At 39.4% G+C, this 21,270-nt stretch carries 16 protein-coding genes, 4 pseudogenes and 1 riboswitch; of the genes and pseudogenes, 3 read left to right on the forward strand and 17 right to left on the reverse strand.

All coding sequences use genetic code 11. From position 1 onward, the window contains the following. Nucleotides 1-283 precede the first annotated feature (283 nt). From rpoE to HT709_RS04025, 15 genes and pseudogenes are all read right to left on the reverse strand, one after another. A complete protein-coding gene (gene rpoE, locus HT709_RS03955) occupies nt 284-871 on the reverse strand; it encodes a DNA-directed RNA polymerase subunit delta (protein WP_000418402.1) in 588 nt (195 codons plus the stop codon). Nucleotides 872-998: 127 nt separating this feature from the next. Beyond that, nucleotides 999-1,448, reverse strand: a pseudogene (locus tag HT709_RS03960) (GNAT family N-acetyltransferase). A 4-nt stretch (nt 1,449-1,452) separates the two neighbouring features. Continuing rightward, nucleotides 1,453-1,575, reverse strand: a pseudogene (locus HT709_RS03965) (chromosome partitioning protein ParB); the annotation flags it as partial. Nucleotides 1,576-1,584: 9 nt separating this feature from the next. Further along, nucleotides 1,585-2,383: pseudogene (locus HT709_RS03970) on the reverse strand (IS5 family transposase); the annotation flags it as partial. A 140-nt stretch (nt 2,384-2,523) separates the two neighbouring features. After that, a complete protein-coding gene (locus HT709_RS03975) occupies nt 2,524-3,507 on the reverse strand; it encodes an MFS transporter (RefSeq protein WP_188111962.1) in 984 nt (327 codons plus the stop codon). A gap of 768 nt (nt 3,508-4,275) precedes the next feature. Further along, a pseudogene (locus HT709_RS03980) lies at nt 4,276-4,404 on the reverse strand (phosphatase PAP2 family protein); the annotation flags it as partial. Between the two features lie 26 nt (nt 4,405-4,430). Next, nucleotides 4,431-5,651 (reverse strand): MFS transporter, encoded by a 1,221-nt coding sequence (locus tag HT709_RS03985; protein ID WP_119942605.1) that lies wholly within the window; start codon nt 5,649-5,651, stop codon nt 4,431-4,433. A 200-nt stretch (nt 5,652-5,851) separates the two neighbouring features. Continuing rightward, nucleotides 5,852-6,724 carry a helix-turn-helix transcriptional regulator gene (locus tag HT709_RS03990; RefSeq protein WP_078836295.1) on the reverse strand — a complete coding sequence of 291 codons (873 nt, stop codon included), beginning with the start codon at nt 6,722-6,724 and terminating at the stop codon, nt 5,852-5,854. 111 nt (nt 6,725-6,835) lie between these two features. Further along, nucleotides 6,836-7,486 (reverse strand): phosphatase PAP2 family protein, encoded by a 651-nt coding sequence (locus HT709_RS03995; protein WP_345890584.1) that lies wholly within the window; start codon nt 7,484-7,486, stop codon nt 6,836-6,838. Then, nucleotides 7,476-8,039, reverse strand: coding sequence for an ECF transporter S component (locus tag HT709_RS04000; RefSeq protein ID WP_172925535.1), 564 nt, complete (start codon nt 8,037-8,039; stop codon nt 7,476-7,478). Before HT709_RS04000 ends, HT709_RS03995 begins: the two co-directional genes overlap by 11 nt. Nucleotides 8,040-8,202: 163 nt before the next feature. Next, nucleotides 8,203-8,421, reverse strand: a riboswitch (FMN riboswitch). 59 nt (nt 8,422-8,480) lie between these two features. Continuing rightward, the gene (locus HT709_RS04005) at nt 8,481-8,984 is read right to left on the reverse strand and encodes a tRNA (cytidine(34)-2'-O)-methyltransferase (protein WP_023940887.1); all 504 of its coding nucleotides are present in this window, start codon (nt 8,982-8,984) and stop codon (nt 8,481-8,483) included. A gap of 192 nt (nt 8,985-9,176) precedes the next feature. Beyond that, on the reverse strand, nt 9,177-10,007 hold the full coding sequence (locus tag HT709_RS04010; protein ID WP_001148088.1) for an energy-coupling factor transporter transmembrane component T: 831 nt from the start codon (nt 10,005-10,007) through the stop codon (nt 9,177-9,179). Then, entirely contained in the window at nt 9,992-11,674 is a 1,683-nt protein-coding gene (locus HT709_RS04015; RefSeq protein WP_172925536.1) for an ABC transporter ATP-binding protein, read from the reverse strand. The genes HT709_RS04010 and HT709_RS04015 overlap by 16 nt, the downstream gene beginning before the upstream one ends. A gap of 283 nt (nt 11,675-11,957) precedes the next feature. Further along, nucleotides 11,958-12,503: an ECF-type riboflavin transporter substrate-binding protein gene (locus HT709_RS04020; RefSeq protein WP_172925537.1), complete on the reverse strand. Its 546-nt coding sequence runs from the start codon at nt 12,501-12,503 to the stop codon at nt 11,958-11,960. A gap of 15 nt (nt 12,504-12,518) precedes the next feature. Then, on the reverse strand, nt 12,519-13,367 hold the full coding sequence (locus HT709_RS04025; RefSeq protein WP_023937107.1) for an S-adenosyl-l-methionine hydroxide adenosyltransferase family protein: 849 nt from the start codon (nt 13,365-13,367) through the stop codon (nt 12,519-12,521). A gap of 186 nt (nt 13,368-13,553) precedes the next feature. Between HT709_RS04025 and trkA the strand changes: the two genes are divergently transcribed. Together trkA and HT709_RS04035 are read left to right on the forward strand one after the other, a co-directional pair. Beyond that, nucleotides 13,554-14,903, forward strand: a complete 1,350-nt coding sequence (gene trkA / locus HT709_RS04030; RefSeq protein ID WP_172925538.1) for a Trk system potassium transporter TrkA — start codon at nt 13,554-13,556, stop codon at nt 14,901-14,903. Nucleotides 14,904-14,906: 3 nt separating this feature from the next. Further along, a complete protein-coding gene (locus HT709_RS04035) occupies nt 14,907-16,346 on the forward strand; it encodes a TrkH family potassium uptake protein (RefSeq protein WP_172925539.1) in 1,440 nt (479 codons plus the stop codon). A 302-nt stretch (nt 16,347-16,648) separates the two neighbouring features. Here HT709_RS04035 and pflB read toward each other — a convergent pair whose 3' ends face one another. Continuing rightward, nucleotides 16,649-18,973, reverse strand: coding sequence for a formate C-acetyltransferase (gene pflB, locus HT709_RS04040; RefSeq protein WP_000260631.1), 2,325 nt, complete (start codon nt 18,971-18,973; stop codon nt 16,649-16,651). Nucleotides 18,974-19,211: 238 nt separating this feature from the next. Here pflB and dinB point away from each other — a divergent pair, with 238 nt between their 5' ends. Next, nucleotides 19,212-20,273, forward strand: a complete 1,062-nt coding sequence (dinB, locus tag HT709_RS04045; protein WP_172925540.1) for a DNA polymerase IV — start codon at nt 19,212-19,214, stop codon at nt 20,271-20,273. A 146-nt stretch (nt 20,274-20,419) separates the two neighbouring features. Here dinB and HT709_RS04050 read toward each other — a convergent pair whose 3' ends face one another. After that, nucleotides 20,420-21,265 (reverse strand): undecaprenyl-diphosphate phosphatase, encoded by an 846-nt coding sequence (locus HT709_RS04050; protein WP_000280764.1) that lies wholly within the window; start codon nt 21,263-21,265, stop codon nt 20,420-20,422. Between the last annotated feature and the right edge of the window lie 5 nt (nt 21,266-21,270).

Here is a 21,270-nt window from a genome sequence, read left to right on the forward strand (position 1 = left end):
CTAATACTCTTCGAAAATCTCTTCAAACCGCGTCAACGTCGCCTTGCCGTAGATATGTGTTCCTGACTTTGTCAGTCTTATCTACAACCTCAAAACAGTGTTTTGAGCAGCCTACGGCTAGTTTCCTAGCTTGCTCTTTGATTTTCATTGAGTATAAAATACAAGAAGATAACTTCTTGAAAAAACAAAAATAGCTCCCTAAGAACTAGGGAGCCCCGACCTCTAAAAGAGGTGCCCAAACAATATGATACCTAAAAATAGGATAATTGTCAATAGCTACCTCTTATTCCTCGCTGGTTTCAGCGTCGTCATCTGAAAACTCGTCGTCGTCTTCGTTGAGATCCACATCTTCTCCCAAGTCATCTGGAGCGATTTCGTTGATTTCTGCATCATAAGCTTCCACTTCATTTTTTTCATCATCTGGATTTTCATCATCGTATGAAAGAGCTGGATCTGCTTCGTATGCATCTTCGTCTTCTGGATCATCTGCATTGTAGTCAATGGCATCTGAATCACCATCCATAAAGGCATTGACACGTTTTTTCTTAGCTTTTGGTGCTACTTCATCGTCGTCATTTTCTTCAAGAGCGATGATTTCTTCGTCGATTTCGTCCACACCATACCATGAACGAAGACCCCATTTGTTGTCCCCAAGTGAGATGAAGCTACCGTCAAAGTTCAACTCTGTGTAGAACAAAGGCAAAGCTTCGCGGATATCGCTGTTTGATGTTCCAAGGTAGTTTTGAATTTCATTTACAAGATCGCTAAAATGCATCTCATGATCGCGACCACGAAGTTCCAAGATAGCACGCGCTACCTCAATCATAGATAGTTCACTTTTTTCTTGCCCAGCAAATACTTCTAATTCCAAAGCGTTTCTCCTCATTTATACTACTATCGCCAGAGCAAACAGACTCTGACCTCATTTTATCATTTACTCTTTATTTTACGATAATTTTGCGGAATAGTCAAAGGTTAAGGGGGAGAAAGTGGCAGGATTAGACTAATTCCAATATAAAACTCCTTCCTTTTTCTGTTGCTCCATTTTCCACAAATCCAAGCGACTTGAAACACCTCCTAGAAGCATGATTGTAGGTGTAGATTTCCTTAACTCTCAATTCTTTCCATCCTTTTACTCAAGCAAATTCAATCAAAGCACTTAGAATCTTTTTTCCAAGTCCTCGATGTTGGTAAGCGGAATTCCCAATCACAATGGGGAGATTATCCTGAGATAGTGTAATATCCCCAATTGGAAACCATTCTCCCTTCTCCTTGACTTCAATCCAAAAAAGCTCACCATGCCGATCCAAATAGAAATACATGGCTTCCAAGGTCGCTTGACTGTAAGGAAGCTTCACCCCATCTACGAGGTAAACCAAGTTCACATCCTGATACCAAGCAAAAGCTTCCTCACAATGATTGACCTTATAATAAGGAACAAGACACAATGCACTACCTTTTCAACAAAAGAGTTGCTGCTTGATTAAAACCATCACACCAGTTATACCATTTTGCTTCATACTCATCTTGAGCTAGGATACGATCTTCTAAATCAAAAACAGAGTAAATAGACTTCCTGCAAAACTAGAATCCTAGTTCATGATTGATAATGCCAGCAATCAAATTCATTCGTAATCCGAAGCGTTTACGATGATTTCGATAGGTTGTTGAAATCATTGTAAACGTTTTTACTTTGGCAAAGATGCTCTCAACCTTGATTCTCTCCTTAGATAGCGCATGGTTATAGGCTTTATCTTCAGCTATTAGCGGCTTGAGTTTGCTGGATTTCCTCGGAGTTTGTGCTTGAGGATATAGCTTCATGAGCCCTTGATAACCACTGTCAGCCAAGATTTTACCAGCTTGTCCGATATTTCTGCGACTCATTTTGAACAACTTCATATCATGACAATAGTTCACAGCGATATCCAAAGAAACAATTCTCCCTTGACTTGTGACAATCGCTTGAGCCTTCATAGCGTGAAATTTCTTTTTACCAGAATAATTCTCTAATTGTTTTTTAGGGCGATTGATTTTTACTTCCGTCGCATCAATCATTACCGTGTCCTCAGAACTGAGAGGAGTTCTTGAAATCGTAAAACCACTTTGAACAAGAGTTACTTCAACCCATTGGCTCCGACGGAGTAAGTTGCTTTCGTGGATACCAAAATCAGCCGCAATTTGTTCATAAGTTCGATATTTTCGCACATATTGAAGTCGCCATAAGAAAGTCTTCTAGGCTTAGTTTAGGTTTTCGTCCCCCTTTTGCGTGTTTACCTTGATAAGCTGTTTTCAATACAGCTAACATCTCTTCAAAAGTCGTGCGCTGAACACCAACAAGGAGCTTAAATCGTGTATCAGTTAGTTGTTTACTTGCTTCATAATTTTATTGTATCATATTTTTGTTTCACAGGAAGTCTAATCTAATGGAATAGGAGGCAGTAAGATGGAAACTATCATAGCTTGTACTCATAAACTACTCAAAACGATATATGAAGTCTTATATCTCCATAAAAATACATAATTTCACAGTGTTTTTTTTAATGCTGACGATATTACAGGAATAAATGAAATTGCAAAATAAATGATAACTGAAATAAAGTATACTGGCAAAATTCCAATTAAGTCTGCTAGATAACTAAATGAAACTAGCGCTACAGCATACATTAGTTGCATTAAAACACTTCTGGCAGCAAAAGCTCTTGCCAATATACTAGGATCAACTTTTTCTTGAATAATTGATTCTTGAATTATATTTCTAATTTGTGCAGGGGGGCCGACTAGAAAAGAAATAATAATTGTTATGATAGGGCTTCTATTAACAGTGTAAAATAGTGTGAGTAGTGTAACAAGAAGTGATGATATAAACAAAAATTTTCCTGGAAAATGTTGAAGTTTATGAGAGTATTTTGTTATTACCCCTCCTCCAACTATAATCCCTAAGAAGTATGCTGAACCCTGGTATCCCCACCAAGTTTCACTTGTTAAAAGGATAGTGGTTGTAAATGCTAGGAGGTATGAAGATGTCCAAATCACATTTGCAAAATTTTCAATAATATCCATAATAGTTATATCCCTGATGACAGGATTATCCCTTATAGGTATGAGACCTTCAAAAATTTGATATACATATGAATTTTTAGAAGAGTTTGGTTTATGTTGATTCTTTTCAACGTGAATATAAAAACTTAGAACTGAGGAGAGCAAGAAACACAAGGCTATAAAATATAATGAATATTGCAAACCTAGTAACGTAGACAATGGAATTGCAAGTGCCCAGCCTGCTGTTTGAACGGATTGACGAATGCTTAGGGTGAGACCGTTTGCTTTTACTATCGCATCATTATCAACTATACTAGGAACAATAGCTAGACGTGCAGGAGTATAAAAACTATTGGTGATGCTTATTAAAAAGACTGTGGAATAGGTTATTATAATACTATCATTAAATGAACTGATAATGGTATAAGATAGAGTAACTAGCCCACTAATCAGATTAGTAAACGACAATACATTTTTATGTGAAATTTTGTCTAAAAAATAGGTCCAATCAAACCTCCTATAACTGCTGAAATAGTTCCTATTATCAAAACAAATGTTGATTCACTGATAGAATTACTTTGTGAATAAACCTTTGAGATGATTGTTACACTGAAAAAAATATTTGCAATCAAGTTAAAAATTTGATTGCAAAGTAAGTATTTAAAATTATTATTGCTTATCTTAACTCATTCCTTTTGCAAATAAATATTGATTAGTATAGCAAAAAAATATATTTTACGCAATTACTATGCTCTCGTGTTGATATACCATACATATGAAAGCTTCTATCTTTCCTTTTGTATATCTATCTAATTTTAGCCATATTGCTTGAGAATTCCATAACCTTTCTTGCAAAATCATAGTTTTAGGTGGTGACTAAAATAGATAGAAATATAATATTGCTTACGGTAGAAATTATGGTATCTCTTGGGAACAGTCATCTCTCTAAACATGTAAAGTCTAATTTTATTAATTAAGGAGGTACATTTATCGTATGGTTTTATAATCACTCTATGAGGGACAGGGGAATCACTTGCTGATTCCTCCTAATTTCTAGCTGGACGGTATTGATCGGACTCTTTATAAGCTCTAATGTTGCATGGAAAGAGCTCCTCCAACTTAAATCAGCGTAATGGGATAATACAGAATGGTCCATTTTTCTAATAAGTATAGTTGAGTCGGATGAAGATATGCTATATTGACTTTCATTTCTTTCTCCTCAAGGGAATTCGATACTCACTTCTGCTTGCCTTTAAATCGCCATTGGAAGCGGAGCTTGTCATAAAAGGGAAACTCGATAAACAAGACTCGCAACCCCAGACAGAGACTGGCAAGAACGTCTGATGGGTAATGAACTCCCACCCAAAAAGAGACAGTAGTTCATACTACTATTACTCTATTTTCATTGCTTTCACAATTGCTAAGGCAGTCAATACAAAAATAAAAAGTGGAAGCACTGTGATTTTTAGGTTTGTAGCACTCGCTAAGGCAACGATGAGCATGCTAAGAATTCCTGGTACAACAACATTGAATACTCCAAGCACTGACTGGATGGTTCCCATGACTTCTTCTGGAACCATCGAGAATACAAGGTTGAAAATCCGAGGCCCCATCATTCCTACTGCAACTGCGCATAAGAAGACAACTACCAATAAAAGGAGGAAATGATTGATCAACCAAGAAAAGAGAATACAGAGATGCATAATTTCTTCAAAGTAGACAATCATTTTTATGGGAATATTTTTTAGGATACCTCCACTCAAAAAACTTCCCACAATCGTTCCTGAAAAAATAACCACTGACAATGCTGCAATGGATTTCCCAGTGTCAAAGAAGATAAATGGATGATGAATCAACATCAAAGTCGTTAAAGGGGTAATAATGCTTAAAATCACTTGGTTCATAGCTGCAATGAATATTAATTTGATGATGGCTGGAAAACTTGACAATATCTTCATAGAATAGAGGAAATGCTCTCCAAAAGATTTTGCGGTTAATCTTTTACTAACCTCCATCTGTCCCTCAATATCTCTCAAAGAAGTACGAATAAACACCACACCCAACAGTGCAAAAAGAAAGGTCAAAGCATTCAAACCCACAAACATCTGAAGACTGATGACCCCAATCAAAACTCCACCTGTAAGGTTGCTAAGAATATTAACTACACCAGCAGTTGCCTGTCTAAACCCCATAGCATCTGTCATATCATCTCCTATAATCCTCACATACAAAGGAGAAATCATAGCACCTGCAAAATAACTCATAGTATCTGATAAAAGATTGATGCCACAAATAAGAAAAACCATCCCCATAGAAAAGTTCTTATCCGTTACAAACAGTGTCAATAGAGTATAAAGCAGAAACTTACTTGCCAATATAGCAATATATTTTGCAACACGATTTTTTTGAAAATCGGCAATAACGCCTGTGAACAACTGAGAAATCTGCGGCAAAGTCTCCGAAACTGTTATACAAAGAACAGCTAATGAAGCAAATTTATATCCCGATACATAAGAAATAAAGGAAATATAAAACAGCGTATCACCAAATGACGAAACCCATTGATTAATCAGCAACATCCGGTAACTTTTATTGGTCAGAAAAGTATTCATTGGATTGCCTCCTTCTTCAACTCAAAAGGAAATTGAAATCCTAACAACGCCCAATATATCCCCAAAGTTCCAATACCAAAATCAAAAACTATTGATGATATTCTAACACATCAATTTTGGTTTGTCAATAATTTTTATGGTGTTTTTTTATTTTTTTTTGAAATATGAATTTAAGTTATCTAAAAATACAAATCTTTTTCTTAATCTTCACTTTCCAATAATTTCATTTCCTTCTCAATTTCTAGCATCATTCTCTGGTTCTCTTCGTGCTTGTAAAGCTGATAAGATACTTGATAAAAACCTAGTATCCTATCCCTTTCAGCAAAGCTCTCGCTTATATTTCCCAATAAACAATACAAATCTGCTAATCGATAACTACTATTATATCTTTTACAAATAGCTATCGTTTCTGTAATTTCTTCTATAGCTTCAGATGTTCGTTCATTCAACCACAAATATCTACAATAGTTATATCGGAATTTAATCATCAATTCTAACTGTTCCAAATGATGAACAGATAGTGACTGGAGGTTCTCTTTTAAAAGTTGATAGAGTTCCTGATATGTGTCTTCCTGCCCCATATCAAAATAAAAATTAGCCAAGGTATTTCCCAGTTGTAGATAGTAAAAATCAGATTTTTTCAGAGATAACAGTATTTTTTCCAGTTTCGCAACTGCCCCTGTTTGATGATTTAAATAACAGAATTGAACTAATGTATCAATCCAGTCCAAATAAATCTGGTCTTTAGCAGATAGACGAGCACGTTTAGATTTTTCCAGTTCATAGATGTAATGGAGAGATTCATATTCCCTCTCATCCAAAAATTTCTTAGATAATTCTTTAAACTTATCAATATTTTCTAAACTAGAAACCTCAGTATCTTCAAAGAAATAATCCATGCTCACCTTCAATCGCTTAGATAGTTGAAAGAGTAATTCTGACCCAGGTGAGTATTTACCTTGCTCCATACGGCTAATCTGCCCTTGCTCACAAATCCCCTCAGCTAATTCTTTTTGAGATAATTTTAATTCCTTTCTTTTATTTTTTAAGCGTGTCGCTAATAACATACCCACACTTTCTTCCTCCTTGCTTTATTTATTAAAATATATCAAACACCAAAACATGTTTCAAGTATATATTTCATATGGTTCTATTTGTATTTGTACAATTTTTTATCTTTTCCATCACTTCTGCTTGCCTTTAAATCGCCATTGGAAGCGGAGCTTGTCATAGAAGGGAAACTCGATAAACAAGACTCCCAAACCCACACAGAAACTGGCAAGAACATCTGATGGGTAGTGAACTCCCAGATAGACTCTTGATACCAGCACACTGACTAGGTAGAGGCCAAGGACGATTTGTACGATTTTTCTCCAGACTGGATTTTTAATTCGTTGACTGAGAATGACAATCAGAGTACCTACCATCAAAGTTACAGCCAGAGAATGGCCACTTGGGAAGGAAAATCCCTTCTCCTCAACCAAGTGTAAAATAGCTGGTCGTGGGCGCTGGTAGATATTTTTAAAGGTCACGATTAAAAGACCTGCCAAAGCCAGATTTCCCAGCATGAAGAAACTTTCTATCTTCCATCGCTTACGATAAAAGACAAAAGCTGTAATGACAACCCAAGTGATAATCACTGGGATATCAATCAGACGTGTGAGGGATTGAAAAAGAATAGTCAAGTCATCTGGTAAGTCTCCTCGAATGGCAGTCTGAAGCGATTGGTCAAAACCGACCAGCGTTTCAGGGTAAAATTTGACCATATAGCCAAGAATAACGAAAAGTAAAAGGGCAAAACTGCCCTTCATTAAAAATGTTTGTTTATCTTTCATAGTGTTTTAAGGTTGGTTTCAAAAGAACGTACAACAACCAGAATGAAACGGAAAAGATTACACCCTCAATCAAGTTAAAAGGTAATACCATGGTCATTAGGTAGTTGGAAAGTCCCAAAATTTTTCCAATATCAAAGTTAGCAAACTTAGCGTACAAAGGAACAGCGTAAACATAGTTGAGAACCAACATAGCCACGGTCAAGCCAATAGTTCCAGCTAGAGAGCCTAGTAGGAAACGAAGGGTTGTCCGTTCCTTTTTCCAAATCAAAGCAAATACGATGACAAAAACTCCCAAAGCTACGATATTCATTGGCAAACCAATATAAGTATTCACTCCCTGACTGTTAAGAAGCAATTTCAAGAATGAGCGAAGCAAGAGAACTCCTAGAGCAGCAGGCAAATCCATGACCACCAGACCCACAAGGACTGGCAAGATACTAAATTCGATCTTGAGGAATGACGCCGCTGGCAAAAGCGGAAAGTCAAAGTACATCAGCACAAATGAGATGGCTGATAAAATCGCAATGGTCGAAAGTCGACGTGTGTTTGTCATAACAGGTTCCTCCAATTTTCTATAAAATCAGAAGAAGTTAGAAAGGATTCCTCTATCTATTCTCACTTTTTATATCCCAAAAGTTCCCTCTCACTCTATTAAGGAAATTCGAGCAAGCGGTTACAGTTTAGCTATAAATCTATCAGAACAGACAAAGCTATTCTTTCGTCTTCTCCCATCCAGACTATACTGTCGGTTGTGGAATCTCACCACATCAGCTTGCGCTCGCGGACTTATTTGGCTAAGATATTTTAGATTTATCTAGGCGTCGCAGTCGAAGATAATACTTAAAGTATATCGAGACAAGACAACGACGAGAAAGCTAAAATAGCTAGTCAAATTTACCGCCGGTCGGGAATCACACCCTGCCCTGAAGACTCTTTTATCATAACAAAAAACGCTTGCAAGCGCAAGCATTTTGTTCATTTTCATTTTCATTTTTTATTTCAATTTATCCACTTCATAGGTATGGACGAGTTCAAGACCTGCAAAGTTCTGCTGGCGAAGAGCCTCATAGACAATCATGCAGACGGTATTAGACACATTGAGACTGCGGACATGTTCATCATTCATGGGAATACGGAGAGCTTTCTCAGGATGTTCGCGCATAAAGCCCTCAGGTAAGCCCTTGTCTTCACGTCCAAAGAGAAAATAATGGTCTTCATCAGTCGATAAATCCACCTCAGAATAGACTTTTTCCGCGAATTTCGAAATCAGATAGAGTTTTCCCTTCATCTGAGACATGAAATCTTCCAAACTGTCATAAAAATAAATCTCAAGTTTATCCCAATAATCCAATCCAGCTCGCTTCATCTTGCGGTCGTCAATAGGAAAGCCCATTGGCTTGATGATGTGGAGGGGAGAATTGGTCGCAGCACAAGTACGCGCGATATTGCCTGTATTTTGTGGAATTTGTGGTTCAAATAATACAATGTGATTTGTCATGACTTGCTTCCTTTCACCATTGCAAAAAAATAGCCACACTGCCCGGAGTCAAGCTCAGCAAACAGCGTGGTTAAGGCATCGTTAACTTACCTCACAACAGGTTTGAAGTAAATCAGCGAAACTACTTTCTTAGTATAACACTTTCAGAATCATTGTCAATAGAAACGACTTGATTTTTTCAATTTTTTCAAGCTATTTCCAAGGATTGTAAAATCGTCCTTGATTCTGCAAGATAAGTAGTAAACTAGCTACTAAAAACAAGGCTGCCAAGAACAAGGTAAGATAGTCTCCTTTTTTCAAGGCCTGATAACTATACCAAGTGCGTTTTTTCTCTTTCCCAAAGCGCCGAAGCTCCATGGCGGTCGCGATGGTATCAATGCGTTCTAGCGAGCTAAAAATCAAGGGAGTAATAATGCGCAAATTGCCTTTGATTCGTTGCATAAGAGAAGCTTTCTTGGATAATTCCATCCCACGCGCCTCCTGAGACATTTTGATAGTAAAGAATTCTTCCTGCAAATCTGGAATATAGCGCAAGGTCAGACTGACTGAATAGGCAATCTTGTAAGGCACACCAATTTGATTTAAACTAGAAGCAAACTGACTAGGATGGGTTGTCATCAAAAAGATAATAGCCAGAGGAATGGTACAAAGGTACTTAATGGCCAGATTTAGCAGATAAAAGAGCTCCTGGCTGGTCAGAGTGTAGGCACCGATTCCCTGCCAAATCACACTTCTCTCTCCGTAAAGTCCAACCCCATACTCAGGAGAAAAGAGATAGACCATCAAAACGTTTAAAACGGCAAATACCGTCGCAAAAACGGCCACAAAGGAAACATCTTTAAAACGGATTTCTGACAAATAGAGGAGAAAGACCGAAAAGATGGCAATCAGAACAAGCAGTCTGGTATCATAGCTAATCATGGCCGCCAATGACACGAGGATGAAAAAGAGAAGTTTACCAGCTCCTGACAAGCGATGAATCACAGTATCTCTATGCTGGTAACCAATTAATTTAGCTTGCATCCTTCTCTCCTTTCTTTGTAAAATGCCGTTAAAGCAAGTGAATCCACGTCTAGTTTTTTAGCCAAGTTGAAGATTGAAGTTTCTTTTAGATTGGCTTTTACTAACAGCTCAGGATTGCTCAACAGACTAGCTGGATCAGTATCAGCAATCAGTTCTCCATCAACCATGACAAGGGCCCTGTCTGAATAATCCAGCATCAATTGCATATCATGCGTAATCATGACAATGGTATGACCTTTTTGATGCAACTCTTCGAGAAATTCCATAATCTCAGTATAGTTCTTCTGGTCTTGACCTGCTGTCGGTTCATCTAAGAGGATAATTTCAGCCCCTAAGACCAAAATCGATGCAATAGTCACACGTTTTTTCTGACCAAATGACAGGGCAGAAATGGGCCAATTACGGAATTCATAAAGACCACAGATTTTCAAGGTTTCATAGACTCTTGTTTCAATTTCCTGCTCGTCCACACCTCGCAAACGAAGCCCTAGAGCCACCTCATCAAAAATCATATTGGTTGAAATCATTTGATTGGGATTTTGCAGCACATAGCCTACTCGTTCCGCCCGCTCTGCAACAGAATCTCCTTTGATATCCTGTCCTTCCCAAAGGTAAGAACCTTCCGTCTGAATAAAGCTACTTAAAGCCTTGGCTAGAGTTGATTTCCCAGCTCCATTTTTTCCGACAATAGCAATCTTTTCACCCTTTTTAATATCCAGATGAATGGATTTTAAAATCGGTCTATCATCATAAGAAAAAGACACGGCCTCTAATCTAAAGAGTGACTGCAATTCTGGGGTTTCTTTTACCAGTTCCGTCTGCAACTGAACCTGACCTTTTGAGATAGACATGTTATCCAGATTCGCTAATTGTTCTTCCTTCTTTAAATCCACACCCAATTGACGGAGAGTGGTTAGATAAAGGGGTTCGCGAATTCCATTTTGGGTCAACAGATCAGTCGCCAATAACTGATCAGGACTCCCATTAAAGAGGATACGGCCATCATTTATCAAGACAATCCGATCCACAGGACGATGCAGAACGTCCTCCAAACGGTGCTCAATAATAAGGGTCGTCGTCCCCTCTTCCTTATGAATCTGATCAATCAATTCGATAATATCCTGACCTGACTTGGGATCCAGATTGGCGAGTGGCTCATCAAACAAAAGAATCGGACTCTCATCAATCAAGACACCAGCCAGACTGACTCGCTGCTTTTGTCCACCTGACAAATCCTGAGGCCGCTGAGCCAATAAAGGGAGAAGGTCCAGCTTTTCAGCCCATTTATGAACACGGCTTTTCATCTCTTCTAGACTTGTTACATCATTTTCTAGAGCAAAAGCCAAGTCCTCTGCCACAGATAAGCCGATAAACTGCCCATCTGTATCCTGCAAAACTGTGCTAACCAGATGAGACTTATCATAGATGCTCATATCAAAGGCTGTTTGACCCTTTATCAAAAATTCTCCATATGTCTGACCCTTGTAAATATTGGGAATAATCCCATTCAAACACTGACCCAAGGTAGATTTACCTGATCCAGATGGTCCAACAATTAAGACTTTCTCTCCCTTGTAAATGGTCAAGTCTATCCCTTGCAAGGTCGGTTCTTGTTGTGTTTCATACTGGAAAGAGAAATCCTTCCACTCAATTATAGCTTCTTTCATCTTACTCTCTTCATTCGCTTCTTCTACTCAATGAAAATCAAAGAGCAAACCAGGAAGCTAGCCGTAGGTTGCTCAAAACACTGTTTTGAGGTTGCAGATAGAGCTGACGCGGTTTGAATTTAATTTTCGCAGAGTATTAGACTTCTATTTTATCATAAATCTACCCCTTCTTGCAGACTCTTCTATTAAAAACTTAGCGCCAAAAAGATTCCTATCCTAGCTTACTTGCCTAACTAATCTATAAACATCGAAAAAGACTGGTTGCCCAGCCTTCTCCATCATTTTAGTCCTTTTTCAAACTTCCTGCACGAGTTTGAGTTCCTGCATAGGCAAGCAAGAGAAGAGTTCCTGCAATAGCTACAGATACACCATTAGCAATTCCCGCAACAATTCCTTGGGCAAATACTTTTTCTGCAGCTTCTTGATAAATCACAACATCTCCAAGTGGTGCCAAGACAACCCAAACAAGGGCATTTGCAAGTAGTTGAATGAGGTTAAAAATAAGAATATCTTTCCAGTCAAAGACACCATTGATCACGCGAACGTACTTTCTAAATAGCCCCACAGCTAGACCAAAGAGCCCACTAGCGATAATCCAAGTCCACCACAGACCGTAACCAGCAAGAGAGTCCTTGATTGCATGACCAATCAACCCGACAAGCAAACCGATAATCGGTCCAAAAATAATAGAAAGTAGCGCTTGTACCGCATACTGAAGCTGGATGCTTGTATTTGGAACAGGGGTCGGAATGTTGATCATCCCGATGACGACAAAGAGGGCAGCGCCAATTCCTACAGCAACAACTTGTTTAATTGATTGATTTTTCATCTATATTCTCCTATTTTATGATTCTATTTTCTTTATTTCAATGGTCCAAGATGAACCGACACCTACATTATAGGCCTTGGCAAAGGAACCTTGGTTGATAGCCAGACCTAAACGATAGAGAGAGTTGATGTAAAGGATGGGTTGCCCAATTCTCACATCTGCAAATGATTTGCCATAAACAACCTGATTTTGATAGACCAGCATATCAGCGTGATAGATGGTCACTTCAAAACGGTCACCAAATTCTGGTTCCAGTTTGTAAAATTCTTCTCGCGTAATAGAGGTCCAAAGCGAACCAAAACGCACATCCAGAATATCAATGGCTCCCTTCACCAGATGATCTTCAATAATGGTCTCTACGACTGGAAGTTCCACAATCTGATCCACACTGAGCTCTGGTCCCACTTCCTCAAAAGAAATGTGACCACTGGCCAGTTTAGCACCAGTATAGGCATAGACATCACGACCGTGGAAAGTATAAGAATGCTCTGTGTTTTGACGCCTATTAGCTACCTCAGAAATTTCACGAACGGCTACAATACCAACGTGTTTCTTGATAAAAGAAAGAGTCCCATTATCTGGCGTGACAATGTATTGATTGTTTGCAGTCTTGGCAACCACACTCTTACGTTTCGAGCCGACACCTGGATCGACAACCGATACAAAAGTCGTTCCCTCAGGCCAGTAATCCACCGTCTGAAAGAGACGGTAACTACCCTCAAAAATATTATAAGGTGTGATATCGTGCGTCAAGTGATGAATTTTTAAGGTTGGAGACTCTTCTAAAGCCACTCCAATCATAGCCGATACCGCACCATCAACCAGACCAAAGTCTGATTGTAATACCAGTAAATTATTATTCATTTTATCTCCTTGTATATCCTTTATCATACCATATTTCAGAGAAAGGTGCTAATAGCTATTTCAATTGGTTAGGGTATAGTTTTACCTTATAGCAAATGTCCTACTAAAAGCTCTTCTTATTAGCTAGTAGGTGCATTTTTTTGAAAAAGGATATGATAGTTACATCATGAAAAAGTAGGTTTTATTATGAAAATTATCCTTGTCGGAGGGGGAAAAGTTGGTTTTGCCCTCTGTCGCTCCTTGGTTGCAGAAAAGCATGATGTTTTGCTGATTGAGCAAGACGAAGCTGTCCTCAATCATATTGTCAATCGCTTTGATATCATGGGTATCCTTGGTAACGGGGCCGATTTTACCATCCTTGAGCAAGCCAGTGTCCAGGATTGTGATATCTTTATCGCCCTGACTGAATACGATGAAGTGAACATGATTGCAGCCGTTCTAGACAAAAAAATGGGAGCTAAAGAGACCATCGTTCGGGTGCGGAACCCTGAATATTCTAACTCCTATTTCAAAGAAAAGAATATTCTCGGTTTTTCTCTTATCGTTAACCCTGAGCTCTTGGCTGCCCGCGCTATCGCCAACATCATTGACTTCCCCAACGCTCTATCTGTCGAACGTTTCTTTGGTGGACGGGTCAGCTTGATGGAATTCACTGTTAAATCCTCCAGTGGTCTTTGCCAAATGCCCATTTCTGATTTTCGGAAAAAATTTGGCAATGTCATTGTCTGTGCGATAGAGAGGGATCATCAAATTATCATCCCAAGTGGTGATATGACCATACAGGATAAAGATAGAATCTTTGTCACTGGTAACCGTGTTGATATGATGCTCTTCCATAATTATTTCAAGTCTCGTGCCGTGAAGAGTCTTCTTATTGTTGGAGCTGGTAGAATTGCCTATTATCTACTAGGTATCCTCAAAGATAGTCGTATTGATACTAAGATTATTGAAATCAATCCTGAAATCGCTAGCTTCTTTAGCGAGAAATTCCCAAACCTCTACATCGTTCAAGGAGATGGTACCGCACAAGATATCCTGCTGGAAGAAAGTGCTCAACACTATGATGCCGTTGCGACTCTAACAGGAGTCGATGAGGAAAATCTGATTACATCTATGTTCCTTGACAGGGTAGGTGTACAGAAAAATATTACTAAGGTCAATCGTACCAGTCTCCTCGAGATTATCAATGCGCCTGATTTTTCAAGTATCATCACACCTAAAAGCATCGCTGTAGATACGATTATGCACTTTATTCGTGGTCGAGTTAATGCCCAGTATTCAGACCTTCAAGCCATGCACCATCTAGCCAATGGCCAAATCGAAACCCTGCAATTCCATATCAAGGAAGCCAATAAAATGACTGCCAAACCTCTTTCTCAACTGAAATTGAAAAAAGGGGTTCTTATTGCAGCTATCATTCGAAAGGGTAAAACGATTTTCCCAACTGGGGAGGATATGTTGGAAGTTGGAGACAAGCTCCTAGTAACAACCTTGTTGCCGAATATCACTAAGATTTATGACTTGATTGCGAGGTAAGAAATGAATAAAAGTATGATTCGCTACCTCCTTTCAAAATTACTTTTGATTGAAGCTGTTCTCCTTTTGGTTCCTGTTGCGATTGCTGTCTATTACCGTGAATCGAGCCAAGTCTTTACAGCCCTCTTTTCGACCATAGGGATTCTCGTATTGTTAGGCGGTTCAGGGAGTTTACAGAAGCCAAAAAATCAACGGATTTATGCCAAGGAGGGAGTCTTGATTGTGGCCCTCTGTTGGATCCTTTGGTCCTTCTTTGGCGGTCTCCCCTTTGTCTTTGCTGGGCAAATCCCCAGCGTTATTGATGCCTTTTTTGAAATCAGTTCTGGGTTTACAACTACTGGAGCAAGTATTTTGAACGACGTTTCGGTTCTCAGCCGTTCCCTCCTCTTCTGGCGAAGTTTTACCCACTTGATTGGAGAGATGGGAGTGCTTGTTTTTGCACTTGCTATTATGGATAATGCCAAAAATAGCCACCTAGAAGTGATGAAGGCCGAGGTTCCTGGCCCTGTTTTCGGTAAGGTTGTATCCAAACTCAAAAATACTGCCCAGATTCTCTATCTCCTTTATCTAGCTCTCTTCTCCCTCTTTGTCATCATCTATTATCTGGCTGGCATGCCCCTATTTGATAGTTTTGTCATTGCTATGGGAACAGCAGGTACAGGAGGTTTTACCGTCTATAACGACGGAATTGCCCACTATGGCAGTTCACTAATTACCTATCTGGTTAGTATCGGAGTTCTGGTTTTTGGGGTAAATTTCAACCTTTACTACTACCTCATACTCCGTCGCGTCAAAGCCTTCTTTGGAGATGAAGAACTTCGGGCTTATTTGGTCATCGTACTGGTTTCTACAGCCTTGATCAGCCTTAATACCCTCTATCTCTACCCAGGGTTTTCAAAGAGCTTTGAAATGACCTTCTTCCAGGTTTCCAACATCATTACAACAACTGGTTTTGGATATGGAGATATTACCAACTGGCCCCTCTTCTCCCAGTTTATCTTCCTTTTCCTCATGGCAATCGGTGGCTCTGCTGGATCAACTGCAGGTGGACTCAAGATTATTCGAGGCCTCATCCTTTCAAAAATTGCCAAAAACCAAATTTTGTCAATCCTATCGCCCCACCGTGTTTTGACCCTCCATGTTAATAAAACAGTGATTGATAAGGATACCCAGCATAAGGTTCTCAAGTACTTTGTCATCTATGCTATGATTTTGCTAGCACTTATCTTTATTGTCAGCCTAGATAGCAATGATTTTCTGATCGTGACCAGCGCTGTCTTTAGCTGTTTCAATAATATTGGGCCTATTCTAGGAACCACTTCTAGTTTCGCAATCTTTAGTCCTATCTCAAAAATCCTCCTCTCCTTTGCAATGATTGCAGGCCGCTTGGAGATTTATCCTATCTTACTTCTCTTTATGAAGAGAACTTGGTCTAAGAGATAAAATACAACCACACCTTGTGTCTTACAAAGTGTGGTGTTTTTATTTTCAAGTACCTCCCCCAACTCTACAAGTATCTTTGAATCCTGGTCAGACATTTTAGTGCCTGACTTATACTCAATGAAAATCAAAAAGCAAACTAGGAAGCTAGCCGCAGGTTGCTCAAAGCACCGCTTTGAGGTTGCAGATCAAGCTGACGTGGTTTGAAGAGATTTTCGAAGAGTACTAAAGAATTTAAGAGCCTAAAATCAAAAACCCTCAGTCGTTTGACCGAGGGTTCCTTATTTCATTATTCAAAAACTTGATTAGCTCAATGCATCCAAGGCATCATCCATTGAAAGAACTTCGTGGAAGACACGTTGTGTCAATTCAGTTTTTTGTTCTGGAGTGAGGTATTTAGTGTTTACACAGTATCCAGAGATACGTACGATAACGTCTTCGCCTGACATGATCTTTTCGTAAACATCGTTCAAGTCCATAACGTTCAAGTTAACGTGTTGTCCACCGTTTTCGAAGTAACCATCAAGGATTGTTACCAAGTTATCAACTTGTTCGTCACGAGTCTTACCAAGAGCGCGAGGTGATACTTGTGTAGTCAATGAGATACCATCAGCTGCATAACTAAAGTCAAGGCTAGAAAGTGAGTTCAAGTTTTGCAACCATCCACCTTTAGCTTTGTTAGATGGGTTAGCACCTGGTGAGAAGAATTCAAGTTTAGACAAGTTCACAGAACCATCTTCGTTGAGGTATACACCTTTGTGGACTGGTGAGTTACCAGTTTGTTTAGAGTAAGCAACGTTAGATGTGATTGTCAAAAGTGATACAGTAGCTTCTGCGTCTTTATAAAGTTTGTGGCTACGTAGACGAGTAGTGTAAGCTTCGATCAACCATTCTGCCAATTCGTTTGAACGTGGGTCATCTTCACCCCAACGTGGGTATTCACCGATTGTTTCGTAATCGTAGATGTAGCCATTTTCATCACGGATTGGTTTAACTGTAGCGTATTTGATAGCTGACAATGTATCAACAGTGTTAGCAAATCCACAGATACCGAATCCCATGTTTGCACGTTGTTTAGTTGGCAAGAAGGCCATTTGAACAGCTTCGTAGTTGTACTTATCAGTCATGTAGTGGATGATGTTCAAAGCATCTACGTAAGTGTCAGTCAACCAGTCAAGAGATTTTTCAAAGTTAGCTTTAACTGATTCAAATTCAAGAACTTCGTCACGGATTGGTTCAATGTCAAATACTTTGTAGTCTTTGTGAACATCGTCGTAACCACCGTTCAAACCAGTAAGAAGGGCTTTCAATACGTTTACACGCGCACCGAAGTACTGGATGTTGTGGCGTTGTTCTTCATTTTCTGGGTCAAGTGGAGACACACAGCATGAGATACAACTCATTTCACCATATCCGTCTTTAGCCATTGTTGTTACACCTTCGTATTGGATAGAAGAGTGTTTGTGGCTCATGTGCATACAGTAGCGGCGGAAGTTGTATGGCAATTTATCAGTCCAAAGAACTGTCAAGTTTGGTTCTGGAGAGTTACCGATGTTGTCAAGAGTGTTCAAGAAACGGTAGTCCATCTTAGTAACACGGTGACGACCGTCGTTACCCATACCAGCCATAGAAGTTGTGATGAAAGTTGGGTCACCTGAGTACAATTGGTCGTAAGCTTTTGTCCGAGCAAATTTAACTGTACGAAGTTTCATAACGAAATCATCAACGAATTCTTGGATTTCTGATTCAGTAAATGTACCACGAGCAAGGTCACGTTCTGCAAAGATGTCCAAAACGATTGGTACACGTCCTAGAGATGTAGCAGCACCGTTGATAACACGGCAGACAGACATGAAGGCGATGTTAACCCATTGGATCGCTTCTTTAACGTTCATCGCTGGTTTGCGAACATCAACTCCGTAAAGGTCACCCAAGCGAACAACTTGTTGCAATGCTTGGTATTGAAGGTTGATTTCTTCACGAAGACGGATTGTTTCTTCATCAATTTCTTCGATTGCATTCCAGTCGTTTACTTTTTCTTGCATCAAGTAGTCTGCACCGTAAAGAGCAAGACGTGCGTAAACACCGATGATACGTCCGCGTGAGTATGCATCTGGAAGACCAGTTACAGTGTGTGCGTGACGTGCGCGACGAATGTTTGAAGTGTAGGCACGGAAGATACCGTCGTTAACTGTTGTTACGTATTTAGTAAAGATTTCGTGAACAGCTGGATCTGGTTCGTATCCATTTTCTTTCAAAGTTGTTTCAGCCATACGGATACCACCTTTTGGCATGAAGTTCAATTTGAAGAGTTCATCGTTTTGGATACCGAAGATAACTTCATTTTCTTTATCGATAAATCCTGCTGGGATATCAGCGATAGATGTTGGACGAGTGTCCATTGGGAAACGAGTTTCTTCGTAGTGAGCCTTCGTTTCTTCTACAATTTTTTTGATGTGAAGTGAACGTTCTGTTGGTCCTGCAAGGAAGCTTTCGTCTCCATCGTAAGGTGTGTAGTTAGCTTGTACGAAGCGTGATACACTTGCTTTTTCTTTCCAATCTACGCCTTTGAAGCCTTCCCAAGCTTTGTCAAAAATATCTTGTGCTTCAACAACTGTTTTAACAACCATGTTAATGTCCTCTTTTTTCTTTCTAGTAACAACCATCTGTTACATTCATGAGACAAGTATACCATACAGTAACCGATTTCAACAAGTGGAAAATCCCTATTTTTACACTTTCTTTTCTAAAACAGTCTATATTTTATTTCAAACTGTATTATATTTTTGAAAAAATAAAGTCCTTTTTTCTTTTTTTCAGAAAAAAGGGTATAATAAAAGAAAATAAGCGGTAAAAAGGGGGCTAGGCATGTTGATTTTTCCTTTGTTAAATGATTTGTCAAGAAAAATCATCCATATTGACATGGATGCCTTTTTTGCTGCGGTGGAAATCAGAGATAATCCTAAACTCAGAGGAAAACCTGTCATTATCGGCAGTGACCCTCGGCAAACAGGTGGGCGGGGAGTCGTTTCTACCTGTAGCTATGAGGCACGAGCTTTTGGTATCCATTCAGCCATGAGCTCTAAGGAAGCCTATGAGCGTTGTCCCCAGGCCGTCTTCATCTCGGGGAATTATGAGAAATACAAAGCTGTGGGACTCCAGATTCGAGCTATCTTTAAGCGCTATACAGATTTAATAGAACCCATGAGCATTGACGAAGCCTATTTGGATGTGACAGAAAATAAACTCGAGATCAAGTCAGCGGTCAAAATTGCTCGCCTCATTCAAGAGGATATCTGGCAAGAACTCCATCTAACTGCTTCTGCTGGCGTTTCTTACAACAAATTCTTGGCTAAAATGGCCAGTGATTATCAAAAACCACATGGTTTGACAGTGATTCTACCTGACCAAGCTGAGGATTTCCTCAAACAAATGGATATTTCCAAGTTTCATGGAGTAGGAAAAAAGACTGTAGAACGTCTTCATCAAATGGGCGTTTTTACTGGCGCTGACCTACTTGAAGTCCCTGAAGTGACCCTAATAGATCGTTTTGGTAGACTGGGTTATGACCTTTATCGAAAGGCTCGTGGCATCCACAATTCCCCAGTCAAATCCAATCGCATCCGTAAGTCAATCGGGAAGGAGAAAACCTATGGGAAGATTCTCCGTGCCGAGGAAGATATCAAAAAAGAGCTGACTCTTCTATCAGAAAGAGTCGCTCTCAATCTCAGTCAACAAGAAAAATCTGGAAAAATTGTCATTTTGAAAATCCGCTACGAGGACTTTTCAACTCTCACTAAACGAAAAAGTCTAGCTCAAAAAACACAGGATGCTAGCCAGATAAGCCAAATAGCCCTACAACTCTATGAAGAATTAAGCGAGAAAGAAAGAGGTGTCCGCCTGCTGGGGATTACCGTGACTGGATTTTGAAACTCAATGAAAATCAAAGAGCAAACTAGGAAGCTAGCCGCAGGCTGCTCAAAACACTGTTTTGAGGTTGCAGATAGAGCTGACGCGGTCTGAAGAGATTTTCAAAGAGTATAAAACCTTGAAGAGCTGCCCCTTCAAGGTTTTTCTTATACAAATAAACGGACAAAACTGTAAAGTAGCAAGACACTACCAAGCACGATGCGGTATTTACCAAAAAGGGTAAAATCGTGTTTTTTCACATAACTTGTCAAAAAGCGAATAGCCACCATGCTGACTGCAAAAGCGACTCCCATCGCAACCAAGAGCAAGAACAATTGTCCAAAGCTCAAGAGCTGTCCTGCTTTCAAAAATTTGAAAATCTTTAAGGCACTAGCTCCAAACATAACAGGAATCCCTAGATAGAAGGTAAATTCTGTCACAACTGAACGACTGGTTCCATTTAACAAACCACCGACGATTGTAGCTCCAGAACGGCTTGTCCCTGGTAAAAGGGCAAGAACTTGGAAGAGTCCGATATAGAAAGCTGTTGTATAAGGAAGCTTGTCCAACTCTGTCACACTTGGCTCGATAGCACGCGCTTTATTACGTTTTTCCAAATAGATAAAGGCAATCCCATAGATAATCAACATGAGAGCAACAGAAACCATGTTATGGAAGTGGGTATCAAACCAATCATCAAACTTAAAGACGGCAAGTAAAGGCAAGGTCGCAATCAAGACCTTCAGCCATAGTCTCCAAGTCTTACGAACTTCCTGCTTGTCCTTAGTCGGTTTGAAAGGATTGAGCTTGTTAAAGTAGATTACCATGACCGCCAAAATCGCACCAAGCTGAATCACGACATTAAACATGGAAATAAAGGCTTCGTTTTGATTTTGGTATTGGATAAATTCCTCTGCTAAAATCAAGTGACCTGTACTGGAAATCGGCAACCATTCCGTAATTCCTTCAACAATCCCGAAGAAGATAGATTTTAAAATTTCAATAAGATACATAGATT

Source organism: Streptococcus sp. 1343, from assembly GCF_013277355.1.
Lineage (GTDB): Bacteria > Bacillota > Bacilli > Lactobacillales > Streptococcaceae > Streptococcus > Streptococcus pseudopneumoniae.

What these genes read in the sequence shown, in the direction of transcription:
- HT709_RS03985 (WP_119942605.1), bottom strand. Translation starts at nt 5,651, where the DNA reads ATGAATACTTTTCTGACCAATAAAAGTTACCGGATGTTGCTGATTAAT.
- HT709_RS03995 (WP_345890584.1), bottom strand. Translation starts at nt 7,486, where the DNA reads ATGAAAGATAAACAAACATTTTTAATGAAGGGCAGTTTTGCCCTTTTA.
- HT709_RS04000 (WP_172925535.1), bottom strand. Translation starts at nt 8,039, where the DNA reads ATGACAAACACACGTCGACTTTCGACCATTGCGATTTTATCAGCCATC.
- HT709_RS04005 (WP_023940887.1), bottom strand. Translation starts at nt 8,984, where the DNA reads ATGACAAATCACATTGTATTATTTGAACCACAAATTCCACAAAATACA.
- HT709_RS04010 (WP_001148088.1), bottom strand. Translation starts at nt 10,007, where the DNA reads ATGCAAGCTAAATTAATTGGTTACCAGCATAGAGATACTGTGATTCAT.
- HT709_RS04015 (WP_172925536.1), bottom strand. Translation starts at nt 11,674, where the DNA reads ATGAAAGAAGCTATAATTGAGTGGAAGGATTTCTCTTTCCAGTATGAA.
- HT709_RS04020 (WP_172925537.1), bottom strand. Translation starts at nt 12,503, where the DNA reads ATGAAAAATCAATCAATTAAACAAGTTGTTGCTGTAGGAATTGGCGCT.
- HT709_RS04025 (WP_023937107.1), bottom strand. Translation starts at nt 13,367, where the DNA reads ATGAATAATAATTTACTGGTATTACAATCAGACTTTGGTCTGGTTGAT.
- trkA (WP_172925538.1), top strand. Translation starts at nt 13,554, where the DNA reads ATGAAAATTATCCTTGTCGGAGGGGGAAAAGTTGGTTTTGCCCTCTGT.
- HT709_RS04035 (WP_172925539.1), top strand. Translation starts at nt 14,907, where the DNA reads ATGAATAAAAGTATGATTCGCTACCTCCTTTCAAAATTACTTTTGATT.
- pflB (WP_000260631.1), bottom strand. Translation starts at nt 18,973, where the DNA reads ATGGTTGTTAAAACAGTTGTTGAAGCACAAGATATTTTTGACAAAGCT.
- dinB (WP_172925540.1), top strand. Translation starts at nt 19,212, where the DNA reads ATGTTGATTTTTCCTTTGTTAAATGATTTGTCAAGAAAAATCATCCAT.
- HT709_RS04050 (WP_000280764.1), bottom strand. Translation starts at nt 21,265, where the DNA reads ATGTATCTTATTGAAATTTTAAAATCTATCTTCTTCGGGATTGTTGAA.